Source organism: Lentzea rhizosphaerae, from assembly GCF_042649515.1.
Classification (GTDB): Bacteria; Actinomycetota; Actinomycetes; order Mycobacteriales; family Pseudonocardiaceae; genus Lentzea; species Lentzea aerocolonigenes.
The window spans coordinates 253,135-268,165 of sequence record NZ_JBHRZI010000011.1; the positions used below are offsets into that span (position 1 = coordinate 253,135).

At 69.8% G+C, this 15,031-nt stretch carries 10 protein-coding genes; 5 read left to right on the forward strand and 5 right to left on the reverse strand.

Annotation, left to right across the window (positions count from 1 at the left end; all coding sequences use genetic code 11):
- Positions 1 to 62: 62 nt before the first annotated feature.
- Positions 63 to 2,225 carry an SF1B family DNA helicase RecD2 gene (gene recD2 / locus ACFOWZ_RS08565; protein ID WP_382370902.1) on the reverse strand — a complete coding sequence of 721 codons (2,163 nt, stop codon included), beginning with the start codon at positions 2,223 to 2,225 and terminating at the stop codon, positions 63 to 65.
- Between the two features lie 84 nt (positions 2,226 to 2,309).
- Between recD2 and ACFOWZ_RS08570 the strand changes: the two genes are divergently transcribed.
- The 5 genes from ACFOWZ_RS08570 (at position 2,310) to ACFOWZ_RS08590 (ending at position 10,971) form a co-directional block, all read left to right on the forward strand.
- Positions 2,310 to 2,999: a response regulator transcription factor gene (locus ACFOWZ_RS08570; protein ID WP_382370903.1), complete on the forward strand. Its 690-nt coding sequence runs from the start codon at positions 2,310 to 2,312 to the stop codon at positions 2,997 to 2,999.
- Between the two features lie 23 nt (positions 3,000 to 3,022).
- Positions 3,023 to 3,994, forward strand: a complete 972-nt coding sequence (locus ACFOWZ_RS08575; RefSeq protein ID WP_382372608.1) for a HAMP domain-containing sensor histidine kinase — start codon at positions 3,023 to 3,025, stop codon at positions 3,992 to 3,994.
- A gap of 69 nt (positions 3,995 to 4,063) precedes the next feature.
- Positions 4,064 to 5,938 carry a DUF4153 domain-containing protein gene (locus tag ACFOWZ_RS08580; protein WP_382370905.1) on the forward strand — a complete coding sequence of 625 codons (1,875 nt, stop codon included), beginning with the start codon at positions 4,064 to 4,066 and terminating at the stop codon, positions 5,936 to 5,938.
- A gap of 99 nt (positions 5,939 to 6,037) precedes the next feature.
- Entirely contained in the window at positions 6,038 to 9,775 is a 3,738-nt protein-coding gene (locus ACFOWZ_RS08585; RefSeq protein WP_382370907.1) for a Pls/PosA family non-ribosomal peptide synthetase, read from the forward strand.
- 71 nt (positions 9,776 to 9,846) lie between these two features.
- A complete protein-coding gene (locus ACFOWZ_RS08590) occupies positions 9,847 to 10,971 on the forward strand; it encodes a M1 family metallopeptidase (protein WP_382370909.1) in 1,125 nt (374 codons plus the stop codon).
- A gap of 172 nt (positions 10,972 to 11,143) precedes the next feature.
- Here the strand turns inward: ACFOWZ_RS08590 and ACFOWZ_RS08595 are convergent, their stop codons facing one another.
- The 4 genes from ACFOWZ_RS08595 to ACFOWZ_RS08610 are packed head-to-tail and all read right to left on the reverse strand — an operon-like array spanning position 11,144 to position 14,943.
- Positions 11,144 to 11,773 (reverse strand): NUDIX hydrolase, encoded by a 630-nt coding sequence (locus tag ACFOWZ_RS08595; RefSeq protein ID WP_382370911.1) that lies wholly within the window; start codon positions 11,771 to 11,773, stop codon positions 11,144 to 11,146.
- On the reverse strand, positions 11,724 to 12,953 hold the full coding sequence (locus ACFOWZ_RS08600) for an adenylosuccinate synthetase (RefSeq protein ID WP_382370913.1): 1,230 nt from the start codon (positions 12,951 to 12,953) through the stop codon (positions 11,724 to 11,726). Before ACFOWZ_RS08600 ends, ACFOWZ_RS08595 begins: the two co-directional genes overlap by 50 nt.
- Positions 12,953 to 13,933, reverse strand: a complete 981-nt coding sequence (locus ACFOWZ_RS08605) for a hypothetical protein (RefSeq protein WP_382370915.1) — start codon at positions 13,931 to 13,933, stop codon at positions 12,953 to 12,955. Before ACFOWZ_RS08605 ends, ACFOWZ_RS08600 begins: the two co-directional genes overlap by 1 nt.
- A 2-nt stretch (positions 13,934 to 13,935) precedes the next feature.
- Complete coding sequence (locus tag ACFOWZ_RS08610; RefSeq protein WP_382370916.1) at positions 13,936 to 14,943, reverse strand: adenylate cyclase; 1,008 nt, start codon at positions 14,941 to 14,943, stop codon at positions 13,936 to 13,938.
- Positions 14,944 to 15,031: the final 88 nt, after the last annotated feature.

The window sequence follows — 15,031 nt, forward strand, 5'->3', positions numbered from 1 at the left end:
CTGTGAGCGCACGCGGGGAGCTTTCGTTCACCAGGAGCGCACGAAAGGGCCCCGCGTGCGGGTCAACCAGAGCGGAGGCGGTGGGCCAGGGCGGTGTGGCGGCGGCCTGCGCCCACGGTGCGGACGGCTTGGCCGATGGCGCGCTTCGAACCGACCAGCACCACCAGCTTCTTCGCGCGCGTCACCGCGGTGTAGAGCAGGTTCCGCTGCAGCATCATCCACGCGCTGGTCGTGATCGGGATGACCACGCACGGGTACTCGCTGCCCTGCGAGCGGTGGATGGTCATCGCGTAGGCGTGGCTCAGCTCGTCCAGCTCGGAGAACTCGTAGTCGACTTCCTCGTCCTCGTCGGTGCGGATGGTCAGCTTCTGCTCGACGGGGTCCAACGCGATGACGACGCCCAACGTGCCGTTGAAGACCCCGTTCTTGCCCTTGTCGTAGTTGTTGCGGATCTGGGTGACCTTGTCGCCGACCTTGAACACCCTGCCGCCGAAGCGCTTCTCGGGCAGGTTGTCCCGTGACGGCGTGAGCGCTTCCTGCAGGACGGTGTTCAACGCGCCCGCGCCGGCCGGGCCGCGGTGCATCGGGGCGAGGACCTGGATGTCCTTGCGCGGGTCCAGCCCGAACTTGCGCGGGATGCGGTTCGCCACCACGTCGACGGTCGTCGTCGCGGCCTCTTCGGCCTCGTCGGTGCTGAACAGGAAGAAGTCCGGAAGTCCCTGGACCACCGGGTAGTCGCCGCTGTTGATGCGGTGGGCGTTGGTGACGACGCCGGACTCCTGGGCCTGGCGGAAGATGTGCGTGAGCCGGACGTTCGGGATCGGGCTGCCCTGCGCCAGCACGTCCCTGAGCACCTCGCCGGCGCCGACGGACGGCAGCTGGTCGACGTCGCCCACGAGCAGGAGGTGGGCGCCGGGCGGGACGGCCTTCACGAGTTTGTTGGCCAGCAACAGGTCCAGCATCGAGGCCTCGTCGACGACCACGAGGTCGGCGTCGAGCGGGTGGTCGCGGTCGTACGCCGCGTCGCCACCCGGTTTGAGCTCCAGCAGGCGGTGGACCGTGCGGGCCTCGTGGCCGGTCAGCTCGGTGAGGCGCTTGGCGGCACGGCCGGTGGGTGCGGCCAGCACGATCTTGGCCCGCTTCGCCTGGGCGAGCCGGACGATCGAGCGCACGGTGAAGCTCTTGCCGCAGCCGGGACCGCCGGTGAGCACCGCGACCTTCTGCGTCAGCGCGAGCTTCACCGCCGCCGCCTGGTGTTGTTCGAGCTCGGTGCCGAGCCAGGCGAAGGCCTTGTCCCAGTCGACGTTCGCGAAGCTCGGCATGCGGTCGTTGTCCGCGTGGAGCAGGCGCTTGAGCTGCGACGCCATCGAGATCTCCGCGCGGTGGAACGGGACCAGGTAGATCGCGATCTCGTCGTCGGGGAGCTCCTCTCGGACGACGCCCTCCTCCTCGACGAGCTCCGCCAGGCAGTCGATGACGAGGCCGGTGTCGACCTGGAGGATCTTGATGGCGTCCGCGATGAGGGCCTGTTCCGGCAGGTAGCAGTTGCCGTCGGTGGTGGCCTCGGAGAGCGTGAACTGCAGGCCGGCCTTGACGCGTTGCGGGCTGTCGTGCGGGATGCCGACGGCCTTCGCGATGACGTCCGCGGTCTTGAAGCCGATGCCCCAGACGTCGCTCGCCAGCCGGTACGGCTCCTCCCTGACGACCTCGATGGACTTGTCGCCGTACTGCTTGTAGACGCGGACGGCGAGGCTCGTGGAGACGCCGACGCCCTGCAGGAAGACCATGACCTCCTTGATGGCCTTCTGCTCCTCCCACGCGTCGGCGATGAGCTTGGTGCGCTTCGGGCCGAGCTTCGGGACCTCGATCAGGCGCTCGGGGGTGTGCTCGATGACGTCCAGCGCCTGCACGCCGAAGTGGGTGACGATCTTGTCCGCGAGCACCGGCCCGATGCCCTTGATCAGGCCGGAGCCGAGGTAGCGGCGGATGCCCTGGATCGTCGCGGGCAGGATCGTCGTGTAGTCGTCGACGTGGAACTGCTTGCCGTACTGCGGGTGCGAACCCCAGTGGCCGCGCATGCGGATCGACTCGCCGGGCTGGGCGCCGAGCAGCGCGCCGACGACCGTGACGAGATCACCCCGGCCGGTGTCGACCTTGGCGACGGTGTAGCCGTTGTCCTCGTTCGCGTAGGTGATCCTCTCGAGGACCGCTTCGAGGACGTTCATGCTGCGAACCTACATCGGGCTTCTGCACACGATCTTCACAACTTGTCCCGGCGTCCTCCACGACATGGTCATAAAGTCACCGCCATGACAGGTCAGCGCCGGGTGCTCGTCGTCGAGGACGACATCACGATCGCCGAGTCCGTGGCCGCGCGGCTGCGGGCCGAGGGGTTCGTGGTGTCGGTCGCGCACGACGGCCCGTCGGGGGTCGCGCAGGCGGCTTCCTTCCTGCCTGACCTGGTCGTTCTGGACGTGATGCTGCCGGGGTTCGACGGGCTCGAGGTGTGCCGGCGGATCCAGGCGTCGCGTTCGGTGCCTGTGCTGATGCTGACCGCACGGGGGGACGAGACCGACCTGCTGGTCGGCCTCGCCGTGGGGGCCGACGACTACCTGACGAAGCCGTTCTCGATGCGGGAGCTGGCGGCACGGGTGCACGTGCTGCTGCGCCGGGTGTCGCGGGCCGCGTCGTCGCAGTCGCTGGAGCTCGGGGACCTGGAGATCGACCTGGCCGGGCGCCGCGTGCGCAGGGCCGGTGTCGAGGCGCACCTGACGCCGACCGAGTACGACCTGCTGGTGTTCCTGGCCGAGCGGCCGTCGGCCGTGCAGGCGCGGGAACGGTTGCTGGCCCAGGCGTGCGGGTGGCACGAGGGGGCGTCGTCGCGGACGGTCGACAGCCACGTGAAGGCGCTGCGGCGCAAGCTCGGGGCCGACCTGATCAGGACCGTGCACGGCGTGGGGTACGCGCTGGAGGTACCTCAGAAGAAGGTGTCTCCGTGAGACGTCTTCTCGAACTGCTGGACATGCTGCCGCGCCCGCTGGACTCGGTGCGGTCGATCAAGCTCAAGCTGGGCATCGTGATCGTGGTGTCGGGGTGCGTGGCGTTCGCGTACTTCCGTTACGTGACGGGGTGGCTGCCACCGCGCACGACGATCATCGCCCTTCTGCTGGGGCTGCTGACGTCGCAGCTGCTGGCGCACGGCATGACGTCGCCGTTGCGGGAGATGACGTCCGCGGCCCGGTCGATGGCGTCCGGGGACTACTCGCGCTCGGTGCGTGCCACGTCGTCGGACGAGGTGGGCCAGCTGGCCGAGGCGTTCACGGTGATGGCCGGAGATCTGGCCGCCGCCGACCAGCAGCGGCGCGAGCTGATCGCGAACGTGTCGCACGAGCTGCGGACACCGATCTCGGCGTTGCAGGCCGTGCTGGAGAACGTCGTGGACGGGGTGGCCGTCGCCGACGCGGCGACGATGAAGACGGCTCTCGCCCAGACCGAGCGGCTGGGCCGGCTGGTCACCGAGCTGCTGGACCTGTCGAAGATCGACGCAGGGGTCCTGTCGCTGAACCGCGAGGAGCTGTCGGTGTCCTCGCTGGTCGCCGACGTGGTGGCGGAGGCGGCCGTGGCTGCTCCCGCCGCGTCGTTCTCGATCGACGTCGACGGGGACCTGACGGTCCTCGCCGACGGGGAACGACTGCACCAGGTGCTCGTGAACCTGGTGGACAACGCTGCCCGGCACGGCCCCACCGGGGGGTTGGTGTCCGTGTCCGGGTTCGCTTCGGGAGGTTCGGTCGTCCTGGAGGTCCGGGACGAGGGACCGGGGATCGCGCTGGCGGACCGGTCGCGGATCTTCGAGAGGTTCACCCGAGGGGAGAGGGCCGGCGGTGGTGGGACCGGGCTCGGTCTCGCCATCGCCCGGTGGGTGGTGGACCTGCACGGCGGGACGATCGCCGTGGTGGATCCCGGGTCGTGCATCCGGGTGACTTTGCCTCGCTGACTTTCTTGTTCGCACCACCGTGGGTGGTGTGACGGTGACGCGCGCCCATTTTTGGGCTTGGAGAGGGACATGACTGACTCTGACTCTGACTCGACGAAATCGCCTGGTTCCGGGGAGACGCCGGAGGAGCCGGCGGTGCAGCGGTTGCGGTACCGGCACTTCCGGAAGGTCGGGTACAAGCCTGTGACCGGGGAGGCGGCGGGGCCTGGGGGCTCGCCGAACCCCGACGAGGAAGCCGAGGCAGGCTCACGCAGGGGTACCCCCGAGCCGGGAACCCCTACAACTCAAGCTACTCAGGAGGTCCGACAAGATCGGCCGGCGAGCAAGAGCGCGGGCGAGGCGGGAAAGCCGAGCACGACCACAGCCGAGGCACCGAAGCCCGGCCCCGTGCCCGGTACCGAGGCACCGAAGCCCGCCCAGGTGGCCACCGCCACCCTCCCGCCGCCCTCCCCGTGGCAGGGCCCACCCCGCTACCCCGCCCCCGCGATGGTCGTCCCCCAACCCGGCATCCCGTTCATGCCCTGGTGGACCCCACCCAGAACGGGCGCCTCCGGCAAGGCACTGGCAGCCGGTCTGATCGCAGGCCTGGCCGCCGCCTTCCTCGCCCCTCCCAACAACGGCATCGGCTGGTTCCTCGCGGCATTGTTCGGCGTCGGCGCCGTCCTGTTCTACGCGGGCAAGCCGTCCGTCGAGCGCGCGCTCTGGCTGGCGGGAGCGCTGGCGTTCCTCGCCATGGGGTTCCTGCGGGCGGCCGAGTGGATCTTCCCGCTGTGCGTGCTGGCGTCGATGTTGTGCGGGTCCATCGCCATGGCGGGCGGCAGGACGGTGCGGGGGCTCGTGTTCGGCGCGCTCGGGGTCGGGCTGGCCGGGTTGCGGTCCATTCCGTGGGTTGCGAAGGGGATCAGCAAGCGCGGGCCGATCGGGCTTCGGCCGTTCATCTCGGTCGGGGTGGCGCTGGTGCTGTTGCTCGTCTTCGGCTCGTTGCTGGCGGGGGCGGACAAGGGGTTCAACGACTTCCTCGAAGGGTTGATCCCCGACCTCGAGATCGGTGTCTACGTCCGGATGGGGTTCTTCGGGGTCGTCGCGGCGCTCGGGGCGTTGGGCGCGTGCTACCTCGTGGCGGCGCCGCCGAAGATCAACGAGGACGCCGAGGGCAAGCCCGGGTCGTTGCGGCTCAAGGACTACGGGTTGCCCGTTGGTGTGCTCGTGTTGCTGTTCACCGGGTTTGTGGGGACGCAGCTCGCGGTTCTGTTCGGTGGCGAGGCCTACGTCATGAAGACGGCCGGTGTCACGTTCGCCGAGTACGCGCGGTCCGGTTTCTGGCAGCTGCTGTGGGTCGCGATCCTGACGCTCGGCGTCATCGCGGGCGTTGCGCACTTCGCGGTCAAGAAGACGACGCGGGACCAGTTGTGGCTGCGGGTTCTGCTGGGTTCACTGGCTGTTCTCACGCTGGTCATCGTGGCGAGTGCGTTGAGCCGCATGTGGTTCTACCAGCAGGCGTACGGGTGGACGGTGCTGCGGCTGCTCGTGTCGTCGTGCGAGATCTGGCTCGCCGTCGTGTACCTGATGGTGATCGCGGGCGGGATCACGTTGCGCGCCAACTGGTTGCCCAAGGCGATCGTCGGGACCGGGGCGGCGTTCCTCCTCGTGGTCATGGTGATGAACCCCGAACGGGTGGTTGCCGACTACAACGTGTCGCGGTTCGAGGCTACGAAGAAGATCGACACGCGCTACCTGTCACAACTGTCGGAGGACGCGGTGCCGGCGCTCGTGAGGCTGCCCGAGCACGAACGCAACTGTTCGTTGCAGTGGCTGAAGAACCGCACCAACGTCGAGCAGGACTGGCGCGAGTTCAACCTCGCGCGGCACAACGCCTGGGAGTCACTCGAAAGTGTTGCGGTGACTGATGTCACCTGTGAGTACGCCTACTACGGAGAGAGGTAGTCGTTAACTGGCGGTAAAGTTGCTGGTCGGAGAGTTGCCGAGAGGGTGAGAAGTGACGCTGACGTGACCATTGCGGCTGAACCCGTTGTTCTTCGATCGATGTTCACGGCAGGCGAGGCGCCCACCCCGCGCACACTCCTGGACATCCTGCGCACGAGTGCCGAACAGCACCCGGACGCGCTGGCCGTCGACGACGGCACCACCGCGCTCACGTACCGCGCGCTCATCTCGGAAGTACTGGAACTCAAGGAAAAGCTCGCCGCCGAGGGTGTCGGGGTCGGCGACCGGGTAGGCATTCGCGTGCCGTCCGGGACCGTCGACCTCTACGTCTCGATCCTCGCCACTCTCGCGGCGGGCGCCGCGTACGTGCCCGTCGACTTCGAGGACCCGGACGAGCGGGCAGAGCTCGTTTTCGGTGAGGCGCAAGTCAGTGCCGTGCTCGGCGAAGGCCGATCCCTTGTGCTGCACGGCACCACGCTCGGCGTTCCCGGCGAGCCCGGTCTCGACGACGACGCGTGGATCATCTTCACGTCCGGCTCCACCGGCAAGCCCAAGGGCGTTGCCGTCACGCACCGCAGCGCCGCCGCGTTCGTGGACGCCGAGGCGCGGCTGTTCCTCCAGGACGAGCCGATCGGGCCGGAAGATCGTGTGCTGGCCGGGCTTTCCGTCGCGTTCGACGCCTCCTGCGAGGAGATGTGGCTCGCGTGGCGGCACGGCGCCTGCCTCGTGCCCGCGCCGCGGTCGTTGGTGCGCACCGGCATGGACCTCGGTCCGTGGCTGGTCGAGCAGGAGATCACCGTCGTCTCCACGGTTCCGACGCTGGCCGCGCTGTGGCCGGTCGAGGCGCTGGACGACGTGCGGTTGCTGATCTTCGGCGGCGAGGCCTGCCCGCCCGAGCTGGCCGAGCGACTCGCCGTGGACGGCCGCGAGGTCTGGAACACCTACGGGCCAACGGAAGCAACGGTCGTCGCCTGCGCCGCGCGGATGACCGGTGTCGGTCCCGTCCGGATCGGTTTGCCGCTGGACGGCTGGGAACTCGTCGTCGTCGACGCCCAGGGCGAGGTCGTGCCCATGGGCGAGTCCGGCGAACTGGTGATCGGCGGCGTCGGCCTGGCGCGGTACCTCGACCTCGCGAAGGACGCCGAGAAGTACGCACCGCTGCCCTCGATGGGCTGGGACCGCGCGTACCGCAGCGGTGACGTGGTCCGCGCCGAGCCCGAGGGGCTGGTGTTCCTCGGCCGCGCGGACGAGCAGATCAAACTCGGCGGCCGGCGCATCGAGCTGGGCGAGGTCGACGCCGCACTGCTGGCGCTCGACGGTGTGGCCGGTGCGGCCGCCGCCGTGCGCACCACGCGGGGCGGAAACCAGATTCTCGTCGGCTACGTCGTGGTCGACGGTGAGTTCGACCAGGCCGCCGCCGTCGAACAGCTCCGCGCCGAGCTGCCCGCCGCGCTGGTGCCGTTGATCGCTGTCGTCGACACGCTGCCGACGCGCACGTCCGGCAAGGTCGACCGCGCCGCGCTGCCGTGGCCGCTGGAGTCGCTCGACACCGCGGGTGCGGTGTTCTCGGGCCTGGAAGGCTGGCTGGCCGAGCAGTGGGCGGCCGTGCTCGGTTCCGGACCGGCTTCCGAGGACGCGGACTTCTTCGCCTCCGGCGGCAGCTCGCTGTCCGCGGCGCAGCTCGTCTCACTGGTGCGCACGCGCTACCCGAGCACGTCCGTCTCGGACATCTACCAGAACACGACGCTGCACGAGCTCGCGCGCAAGCTCGAGTCGTACGGCTCCACCGCCGAGGTGCACGAGGTCGCGCCGACGCCGCGCTGGACCGGGGTCGTGCAGACGTTGCTGATGATCCCGCTGCTGACCGTTGCCGGCGCTCGATGGGTCGTCGCACTGACGGCGCTGTCGAACGTGCTCGGCTGGACGTCCGTGTCGTGGTGGTGGGTCGCCGCGGGCTGGGCGGTGTTCATCTCGCCCGTCGGCCGCCTCGCGGTGTCCGCCGGTGGCGCGCGGTTGTTGCTGCGGGGCCTCAAGCCCGGCGAGTACCCGCGCGGCGGTTCCGTCCACTTGCGACTGTGGACCGCCGAGCTGCTGGCGCAGATGTCGCGCGCCACCGAGCTTTCCGGCTCGTGGGTGACGCACTACGCGCGAGCGTTGGGCGCGAAGATCGGTCCGGGTGTCGACCTGCACTCGCTGCCGCCGATCACGGGCATGCTGAAGGTCGGCCGGGGCGCGGCCGTCGAGCCCGAGGTCGACCTGTCCGGCTGGTGGCTGGACGGCGACAGGCTGCGGATCGGCCGCATCCGGATCGGTGCGGGCGCGACCGTGGGTGCGCGCAGCACGCTCTTCCCCGGTGCGCGGATCGGCAAGCGGGCCGAGGTGGCGCCCGGTTCGGGTGTCGTGGGTTCCGTGCCGACCGGTCAGCGCTGGGCGGGCGTTCCCGCGATCCGCGAGGGCAAGGCGGCGCGTTCGTTCCCGTCGCGTCGTCCGCAGCGTTCGTACTTCTGGAACTTCATGTACGGCGTCTCGTCCGGCCTGCTCGCCGCACTGCCGTTGCTGGCGGCGGCTCCGGCCCTGCTCTACGTGTTGCGCCGGCCGGTGACGCTGACGTCGGCGCTGTGGGACGTCCCGGTCGCATCGGTGATCTGGTTCGGCTCGTACGCGTTGCTGGTGCTGGTTTCCGTGCGGTTGCTGGGCATCGGCATGCGCGAGGGCCACTACCCCGTGCACAGCCGCGTCGCGTGGCAGGCGTGGACGACCGAGCGGTTGATGAACAACGCGCGCTCGGCCCTGTTCCCGCTGTACGCCTCGCTGTTCACGCCGGTCTGGCTGCGCCTGCTGGGCATGAAGGTCGGACGTCGGGTCGAGGCGTCCACCGTGGTCGCGCTGCCGAAGATGACGCGTGTCGGCGACGGCGCGTTCCTGGCCGACGACACCATGGTCGCGTCCTACGAGCTCGGAGGCGGCTGGCTGCGCATCGCGACCGCCCGCGTCGGCAAGCGGGCGTTCCTGGGCAACTCGGGCATGACCGCGCCGGGCCGCGCGGTGCCGAAGGGCGGGCTCGTCGGAGTCCTGTCGGCGGCACCGAAGCGCGCCAAGGCCGGTTCCTCGTACCTGGGCATGCCGCCGATGAAGCTGCCGCGCGCGGCCGAGGTGTCCGACCAGTCGCGCACGTTCGACCCGCCCAAGCACCTGATGTGGGCGCGGGCGCTGGTGGAGCTGTGCCGGTTCGTCCCGGTCATGCTGAACGTCGCGTTGGTCGTCGGCGTGCTGTTCGCCCTGCGTTCGTACGGTCTGTGGTGGTCCGGCGTGGTGCTGCTGGCCGCCGGTGTCGCCGCCTGCCTGGTGGCCGTCGTCGCCAAGTGGGCGCTCGTGGGCCGCTTCCGCGTGCGCGAGTACCCGCTGTGGTCGGCGTTCGTGTGGCGCAACGAGCTGGCGGACACGTTCGTCGAGGTGCTCGCGGTGCCGTGGCTCGTCGGTTTCTCCGGTGGCACACCGATCATGAACTGGTGGCTGCGCTCGCTGGGCGCGTCCGTCGGCCGCGGCGCGTGGTGCGAGTCGTACTGGCTGCCCGAGGCCGACCTGGTGAAGCTGGGCGCCGGCGCGTCGGTCAACCGCGGCTGCGTCGTGCAGACACACCTGTTCCACGACCGAATCCTGCGCATGGACAGGGTGACGCTCGCGGAAGGCGCCACGTTGGGCCCGCACGGCATCGTGCTGCCCGGCGCGTCCGTCGGCGCCCACACCACGATCGGACCCGCCTCGCTCGTCATGCGCGGAGAGGATGTACCGTCGGGAACCCGTTGGCTGGGCAACCCGATCTCCGCGTGGACATGAGCTTCTCGGTACACCACTACGCATTAGAGCTTGACTACAAGCCGCACTCCGCACGTCTCTCAGGACGTGCGGTGCTGCAGGCTTCCTGCACGTCGCTCTCGTCGTTCTCGTTGTCCTTCAGCACTTTGCGGGTCTCGAAGGTGCTGGTGAACGGCAAACCCGCCCGGTACGCGCACGCGGGCGGTGTGCTGAACGTCCGCGCCGCCGTGCGCGGCAACTTCTCGGTCGAGGTCCGCTACTCGGGCACGCCCGTGCCGGTGTCCACCCCGGAGTGGGGCGACCTCGGCTGGGACGAGCTGACCGACGGCTCGATCGTGGCGTCGCAACCGGTTGGGGCGCCGTCGTGGTTCCCGTGCCTGGACGAGCCGTCGTCCAAGGCGTCGTACCTGCTGGACGTGACGGCGCCGTCTTCGTACGTGGTCGTCTGCAACGGCGTGCTGGTCGACGGCAAGGTGTCCGGCAGCACGACGCGCTGGGTGTACTCGATGGCCGCGCCGATGGCCACGTACCTGGCGACCGTCCAGATCGGACAGTACGTCGAGGTGCTGCCGGACGTCTGGGCCCCGGCCCGGCTGCGCAGGCTCGTGGCACACGACTTCGCACGGCAGAACCAGATGATTTCGCTGTTCTCGTCGCTGTTCGGGCCCTACCCGTTCACGAAGTACTCCGTGGTGGTGACCGACGACGAGCTCGACGTCCCGGTGGAGGCGCAGGGGCTGTCGACGTTCGGTGCCAACCACGTGGACGGACGACGGGGTTCGGAACGGTTGGTGGCGCACGAGTTGGCGCACCAGTGGTTCGGCAACTCGGTCGGAATCGCGGCCTGGGAGCACATCTGGCTCAACGAGGGCTTCGCCTGCTACGCGGAGTGGCTGTGGTCGGAGGCTTCCGGTGGCCGCTCGGCAGACGCCTGTGCTGCCGGGGCTCGGGAGTTGTTGTCCCGCCTGCCGCAGGACCTGGTGATCGGGCGGCCTGCGCGGGCGGACTGGTTCGACGACCGGGTCTACAAGCGCGGGGCGTTGACGTTGCACTCGTTGCGGCGCGAGATGGGGGACGACTCGTTCTTCGCGTTGCTGCGGGAGTGGTGTGCGCGGAACCGGCACGGCGTGGTGACCACTGAGGACTTCCTCACCCTTGCAGGGCACCGCGACCTGCTCACGAAGTGGTTGTTCGAGCCCGCACTACCGGTCTACTGAGGCCGAACGGTCAGGGTGCACACAGCGTGTCACCCCTTGTTGAATGGCGCGAAAAGCACGTTCGGGCCGATAGATGGCCCGAACGTGCTTTTCGCGCCAAAGGCAGCACGGGCCGCGACCGGTCTCGAACATGGTTACCAGTTCGTCGTGACACCCTGACCGTTCAACCGCTTTAGCGGGTCCACTTCCACACCAACGGCGGGCGGCCTCCCTTGGGCAGCGCCGCGGCGTGCTCGCTGGTGCGTTCGAGGCCGGGCACGCGGTCCATCGTGCGCCCCAGGTTGGCAGGGTAGGGCCGGTCGCCGGTCAGCGACTCCGTCACGTCGAGTGCCTGCGCCGTCGTGAACTCGGGCCCCAGCAGACCCGCGCTGAACGGCACGTCGCGCCAGAGCTTGTCCGCCAGCAACGGCCGGCAGTCGGCGACGATCCGGTCGTGGTCGAAGGCCAGCGGCGGCACCTCGTCCACCCTGCTCCAGACGGCCAGGTCACCGGTCGGGCGGGTCACGGTGGCCCACAACGCGATCGACAGCGTCGGGCCGCGCGGGTCACGCGACGGCTCGTCGAACGTGGCGAGCTGCCCGGTCGCCGTCACCGACTCCTCGGCGAGACCGAGCTTCCCCGTGACGGCCCTCGTGGTCGCGTCGCGCAGCCGTTCGCCCTTGCCCAGCAGGACACCGGGAAGCGCCAACTCGCCGGCGAACGGCTCGTGTGCGCGCGGCGCCACCCCCACGAGCACCGCGCGCGCCTGCGGATCAAACCGGAGCACGATCACGTCCACCGACACCAGCGTCGACTCGATCATGTCGTGAATTCTCCCGCACCACGTAGTCCGCCCTGGACGGGCCCGCCCCGGTCACCAGCACCTCGACGCCGAGCAGATCTTCCAGGTACGTCAGCGGTTCCGGCATCTGTTCCAGGAGCGGTCCGGTGGCGACCAGCAGATCGCGGGCGTCCAGGTGGGTCACGGCCAGGCCGTCGATCCCACCGCAGCACCGCACCGAGTAGCGCAGCAGATCGGCGTCCAGGTGCCCCGCCCGCCACGCGTCCTGGAACTCCCCCGTGCCGTTGTGCGCTTCCGGGAACCGCTCGAGCAGGGCCGGGTCCTCCGTCGGCAACGGGCCCGCGCCGTGCCGCGTCTGGTACGTCCTGGTCACGCCGATCACGCGGGCGGGACGACCGGCGAGCAGCTCCCGCGCGTTGCGTGGCGTGACCGTGGACCACGTCGTGTGCGGGTGGAAGCCGTGGGTCTCGTCGAGCAGGACGCCCTGCGCGCCCTCGAAGACGAGCCGTCCGGTGTCGGCGAGCCGCCCGGCCTCGTCACCGGTCGTGATCCGAACCGCGTCCGCGAACGAGGTGTAGAGCGCGACGAGGTCGTCCACGCCGCCGACCTCACCGGTCAGCGGCTCGTAGAACCGGGCGAGCACGTCCAGCTTCCGCCGCAGCGCCCGCGGATCCAGGCAGTCGCCGACCCTCGGTGCGGGGCCGGGGTCGCCGAGCACCTGCTGCTCCTCGACCACCTCGCCCCGCACCGCCCCCCGGTCGCCGAGGAGCCCGTACCAGACGGTCTCCCCGATCCCCTTCCCGCACGACCCGTGCCGGTCGGCGCCCCTGGCGGTCTCCCGCGCCCGGTTCGCGGCCACGTGGAACGGCGTCGTGAGCAGGGCACCGGCGTCGACCGACAGCAGCGAGAGCGGGTCGGCGACACCGATGGCCTCCAGCTCGCGCGACTCGGTCGCGAGGGCGATCGGCTCGACGAGCACGTGACGGGAGAGCCAGGTCGGCACACCCGCGAGCGTGCCGGACCCGAACTGGCTGAACGTGTGGTGCCGGCCGTCGACGACCACGTTGTGCGCGGCCTGCGCTCCCCCGTTGAACCGCACGACCGCCGACACCGGCCCGTCCGCGCACAGCGCGTCGACCACCGCTCCCTTGCCCTCGTCGCCGAACCCCAGCCCGACCACGATGACGTGCTCCCCGCTCATCACGTGAGCGCCACGTCGTCAGGGCCGTCGATGCTCAGCGGGGCGCCCGACGCCGTCAGCGAGCGCGCGCCGACCGTGGCCAGCGCCTTGCCGACGGCCTCGCTCTCGGCGACCGAGCCGATCTCGGCGAGGTCCACCAGGGCCTGGCCGAGATCGACCACGCTCTCCTCGACGCCGATCGTCGCGGCGATCAGCTCGCACACCGCGCCGGGGTCGTCGAGCTTGAGGAAGTTCTGCCCGAGGATCGAACGCCAGTGCTCACCGATGCTGTCGTCGTGGAAGTAAGACGACTGGTTCGGCAGGATGAAGTACACGTGCCACTTGCGGGCGAGCTCGCGGTACACCGACACCGGGTCGATGTCCTGGTTGACCTCGTCACCGATGACGCGGCGGATGTGCCTGGCCTCCAGCCGCGGTTTGTTCAGCTCGTCGCCGATGATGAACAGGTAGCCCTTGCGGCCGCGCTTCTGCCAGGCGTCGGTGACGACGTGCCGCGCGATGAAGTACGCCGCCAGCTCGTACGACTCGCTCTTCTGCCCACCACCGTTGCCTTCGAGGAAGATGTCCCGCAGCTGCTCGTCCATGCGGTTGTCCGACTCGAACTGCCCGACCTGCAGCGGCACGCGGTCGCTGTCGGCGTCACCGATGCCGCCGAACATCACCTGCGGGTCGGCGAGGTATCCCTTGCGCTGCAACAACCCGTGCAGCTTGCCGAGCTTGCCCTGCATGATCCGCGGCACCGCGCCCATCGACCCGGTCACGTCGAACAGCACCGCGATCGGTGTCGAGTCGGCGTGGTCGGGCGAGTCGCGGCACTCGCGGAACCCCACGCCCAGCGGGTCCAGCGACGGCGCGGCCTTCCAGCTCGCGGCGGGCGTCGACTTCATCGACGCGGTGTAGCCGAAGTCCGCGATGCCCTTGGCCGCGCGGAAGGTCTTCGCCGCGGCGTAGGCGTTGTCGTCCCACCTGCCGTGTCCCATGGTCATTCTCCTGTCTGAGGAAGGGCGAACGGGCGGAAGCGCCGTGCGCCGTAGAGGTCTTCGAGGAGGTCGTCGTACTCCTCGATCAGGTCGACGACGTCGGGCCGCCGTTCCTGGTGTTCCTGCAGGCACCCGCGAGCGAAGGCTCGCTGCCGGTGTTCGCCGTCCCCCAGGAGGTCGAGCATCAGCGTGTGTGCCATGTGGACGTCCGTCGCAGCCGTGACCGGTTGCTGCGCAACGACTTCCGGCGGATAGGAGATGGTGCGGCTCGTCGCGAGGAGCCGTTGTCCCTCCTCGACGGCGAACGACCAGCCGGCCAGCACGATGCCGTGCTGTTCCGGGTGCACCATGACGTTCTCGGCGGTGACGGCCCCGTGCACCAGCCCGATCTGGTGCGCGCCGGCCAGCGCTTTGAGCAACCTGCGATGCATCCACGCGTAGTCCCGGCCGTCCAGGCCGTCCGGGAACGCGCGCCGGACGTCCGCGAGCGTCACGAAGCCGTCAAGCAGGGGTTCGAGCACCGTGAAGGCGCGCGAACCCTTGGCGACGGCGCCCGACGTGTCGAGCAACCGCGGGTAGAACGGGCGCAACCACTGGTTCCGGTCGGTGAAGGACTCCAACGCCCTCAGCGCCAGCCATTCGCCGTGCAGCAACGGGTTGAGGGCCGGGTCGCGCACCACCTTGACCACGTGCGGACCGTCCGCCTCGTACAGGTTGGCGATGCTGCCGACCGCGAACGGTTCCCCGATGCGGTACACGCCGGTCTTCGTCCTCAACTCGACGACCGCGCCGTGCACCCACTCGTGGTGCAGGCGGGTCAGCTCGGCCGACGCCGCGTGCGCCCTCGTGTCGTGCGGTCCGACCACGTCGGGGTGCAGCACCGAGGCCAGCGCGTGGTACAGGCGTCGCGCCTGCCTGCTCCTGGCCGGATCGGTGGTGCGCGGGCCGAAGAGCGCTTCGGCTGACGCGGCGCGTTCCACCAGTTCCAGGGCCTCGGCTGTCGTGAGCATGGTTTGAGTCTAAGTGACTCAAACCTGGATGGCAACGCTGTTCTCCGTGACCCGGCTCATGGTGTTCCGGTCCCCAGACGCCGGGTAC

Coding starts and splice junctions, on each gene's coding strand:
- recD2 (WP_382370902.1), bottom strand. CDS start 2,225: ATGAACGTCCTCGAAGCGGTCCTCGAGAGGATCACCTACGCGAACGAG.
- ACFOWZ_RS08570 (WP_382370903.1), top strand. CDS start 2,310: ATGACAGGTCAGCGCCGGGTGCTCGTCGTCGAGGACGACATCACGATC.
- ACFOWZ_RS08575 (WP_382372608.1), top strand. CDS start 3,023: ATGCTGCCGCGCCCGCTGGACTCGGTGCGGTCGATCAAGCTCAAGCTG.
- ACFOWZ_RS08580 (WP_382370905.1), top strand. CDS start 4,064: ATGACTGACTCTGACTCTGACTCGACGAAATCGCCTGGTTCCGGGGAG.
- ACFOWZ_RS08585 (WP_382370907.1), top strand. CDS start 6,038: ATGTTCACGGCAGGCGAGGCGCCCACCCCGCGCACACTCCTGGACATC.
- ACFOWZ_RS08595 (WP_382370911.1), bottom strand. CDS start 11,773: ATGATCGAGTCGACGCTGGTGTCGGTGGACGTGATCGTGCTCCGGTTT.
- ACFOWZ_RS08600 (WP_382370913.1), bottom strand. CDS start 12,953: ATGAGCGGGGAGCACGTCATCGTGGTCGGGCTGGGGTTCGGCGACGAG.
- ACFOWZ_RS08605 (WP_382370915.1), bottom strand. CDS start 13,933: ATGGGACACGGCAGGTGGGACGACAACGCCTACGCCGCGGCGAAGACC.
- ACFOWZ_RS08610 (WP_382370916.1), bottom strand. CDS start 14,943: ATGCTCACGACAGCCGAGGCCCTGGAACTGGTGGAACGCGCCGCGTCA.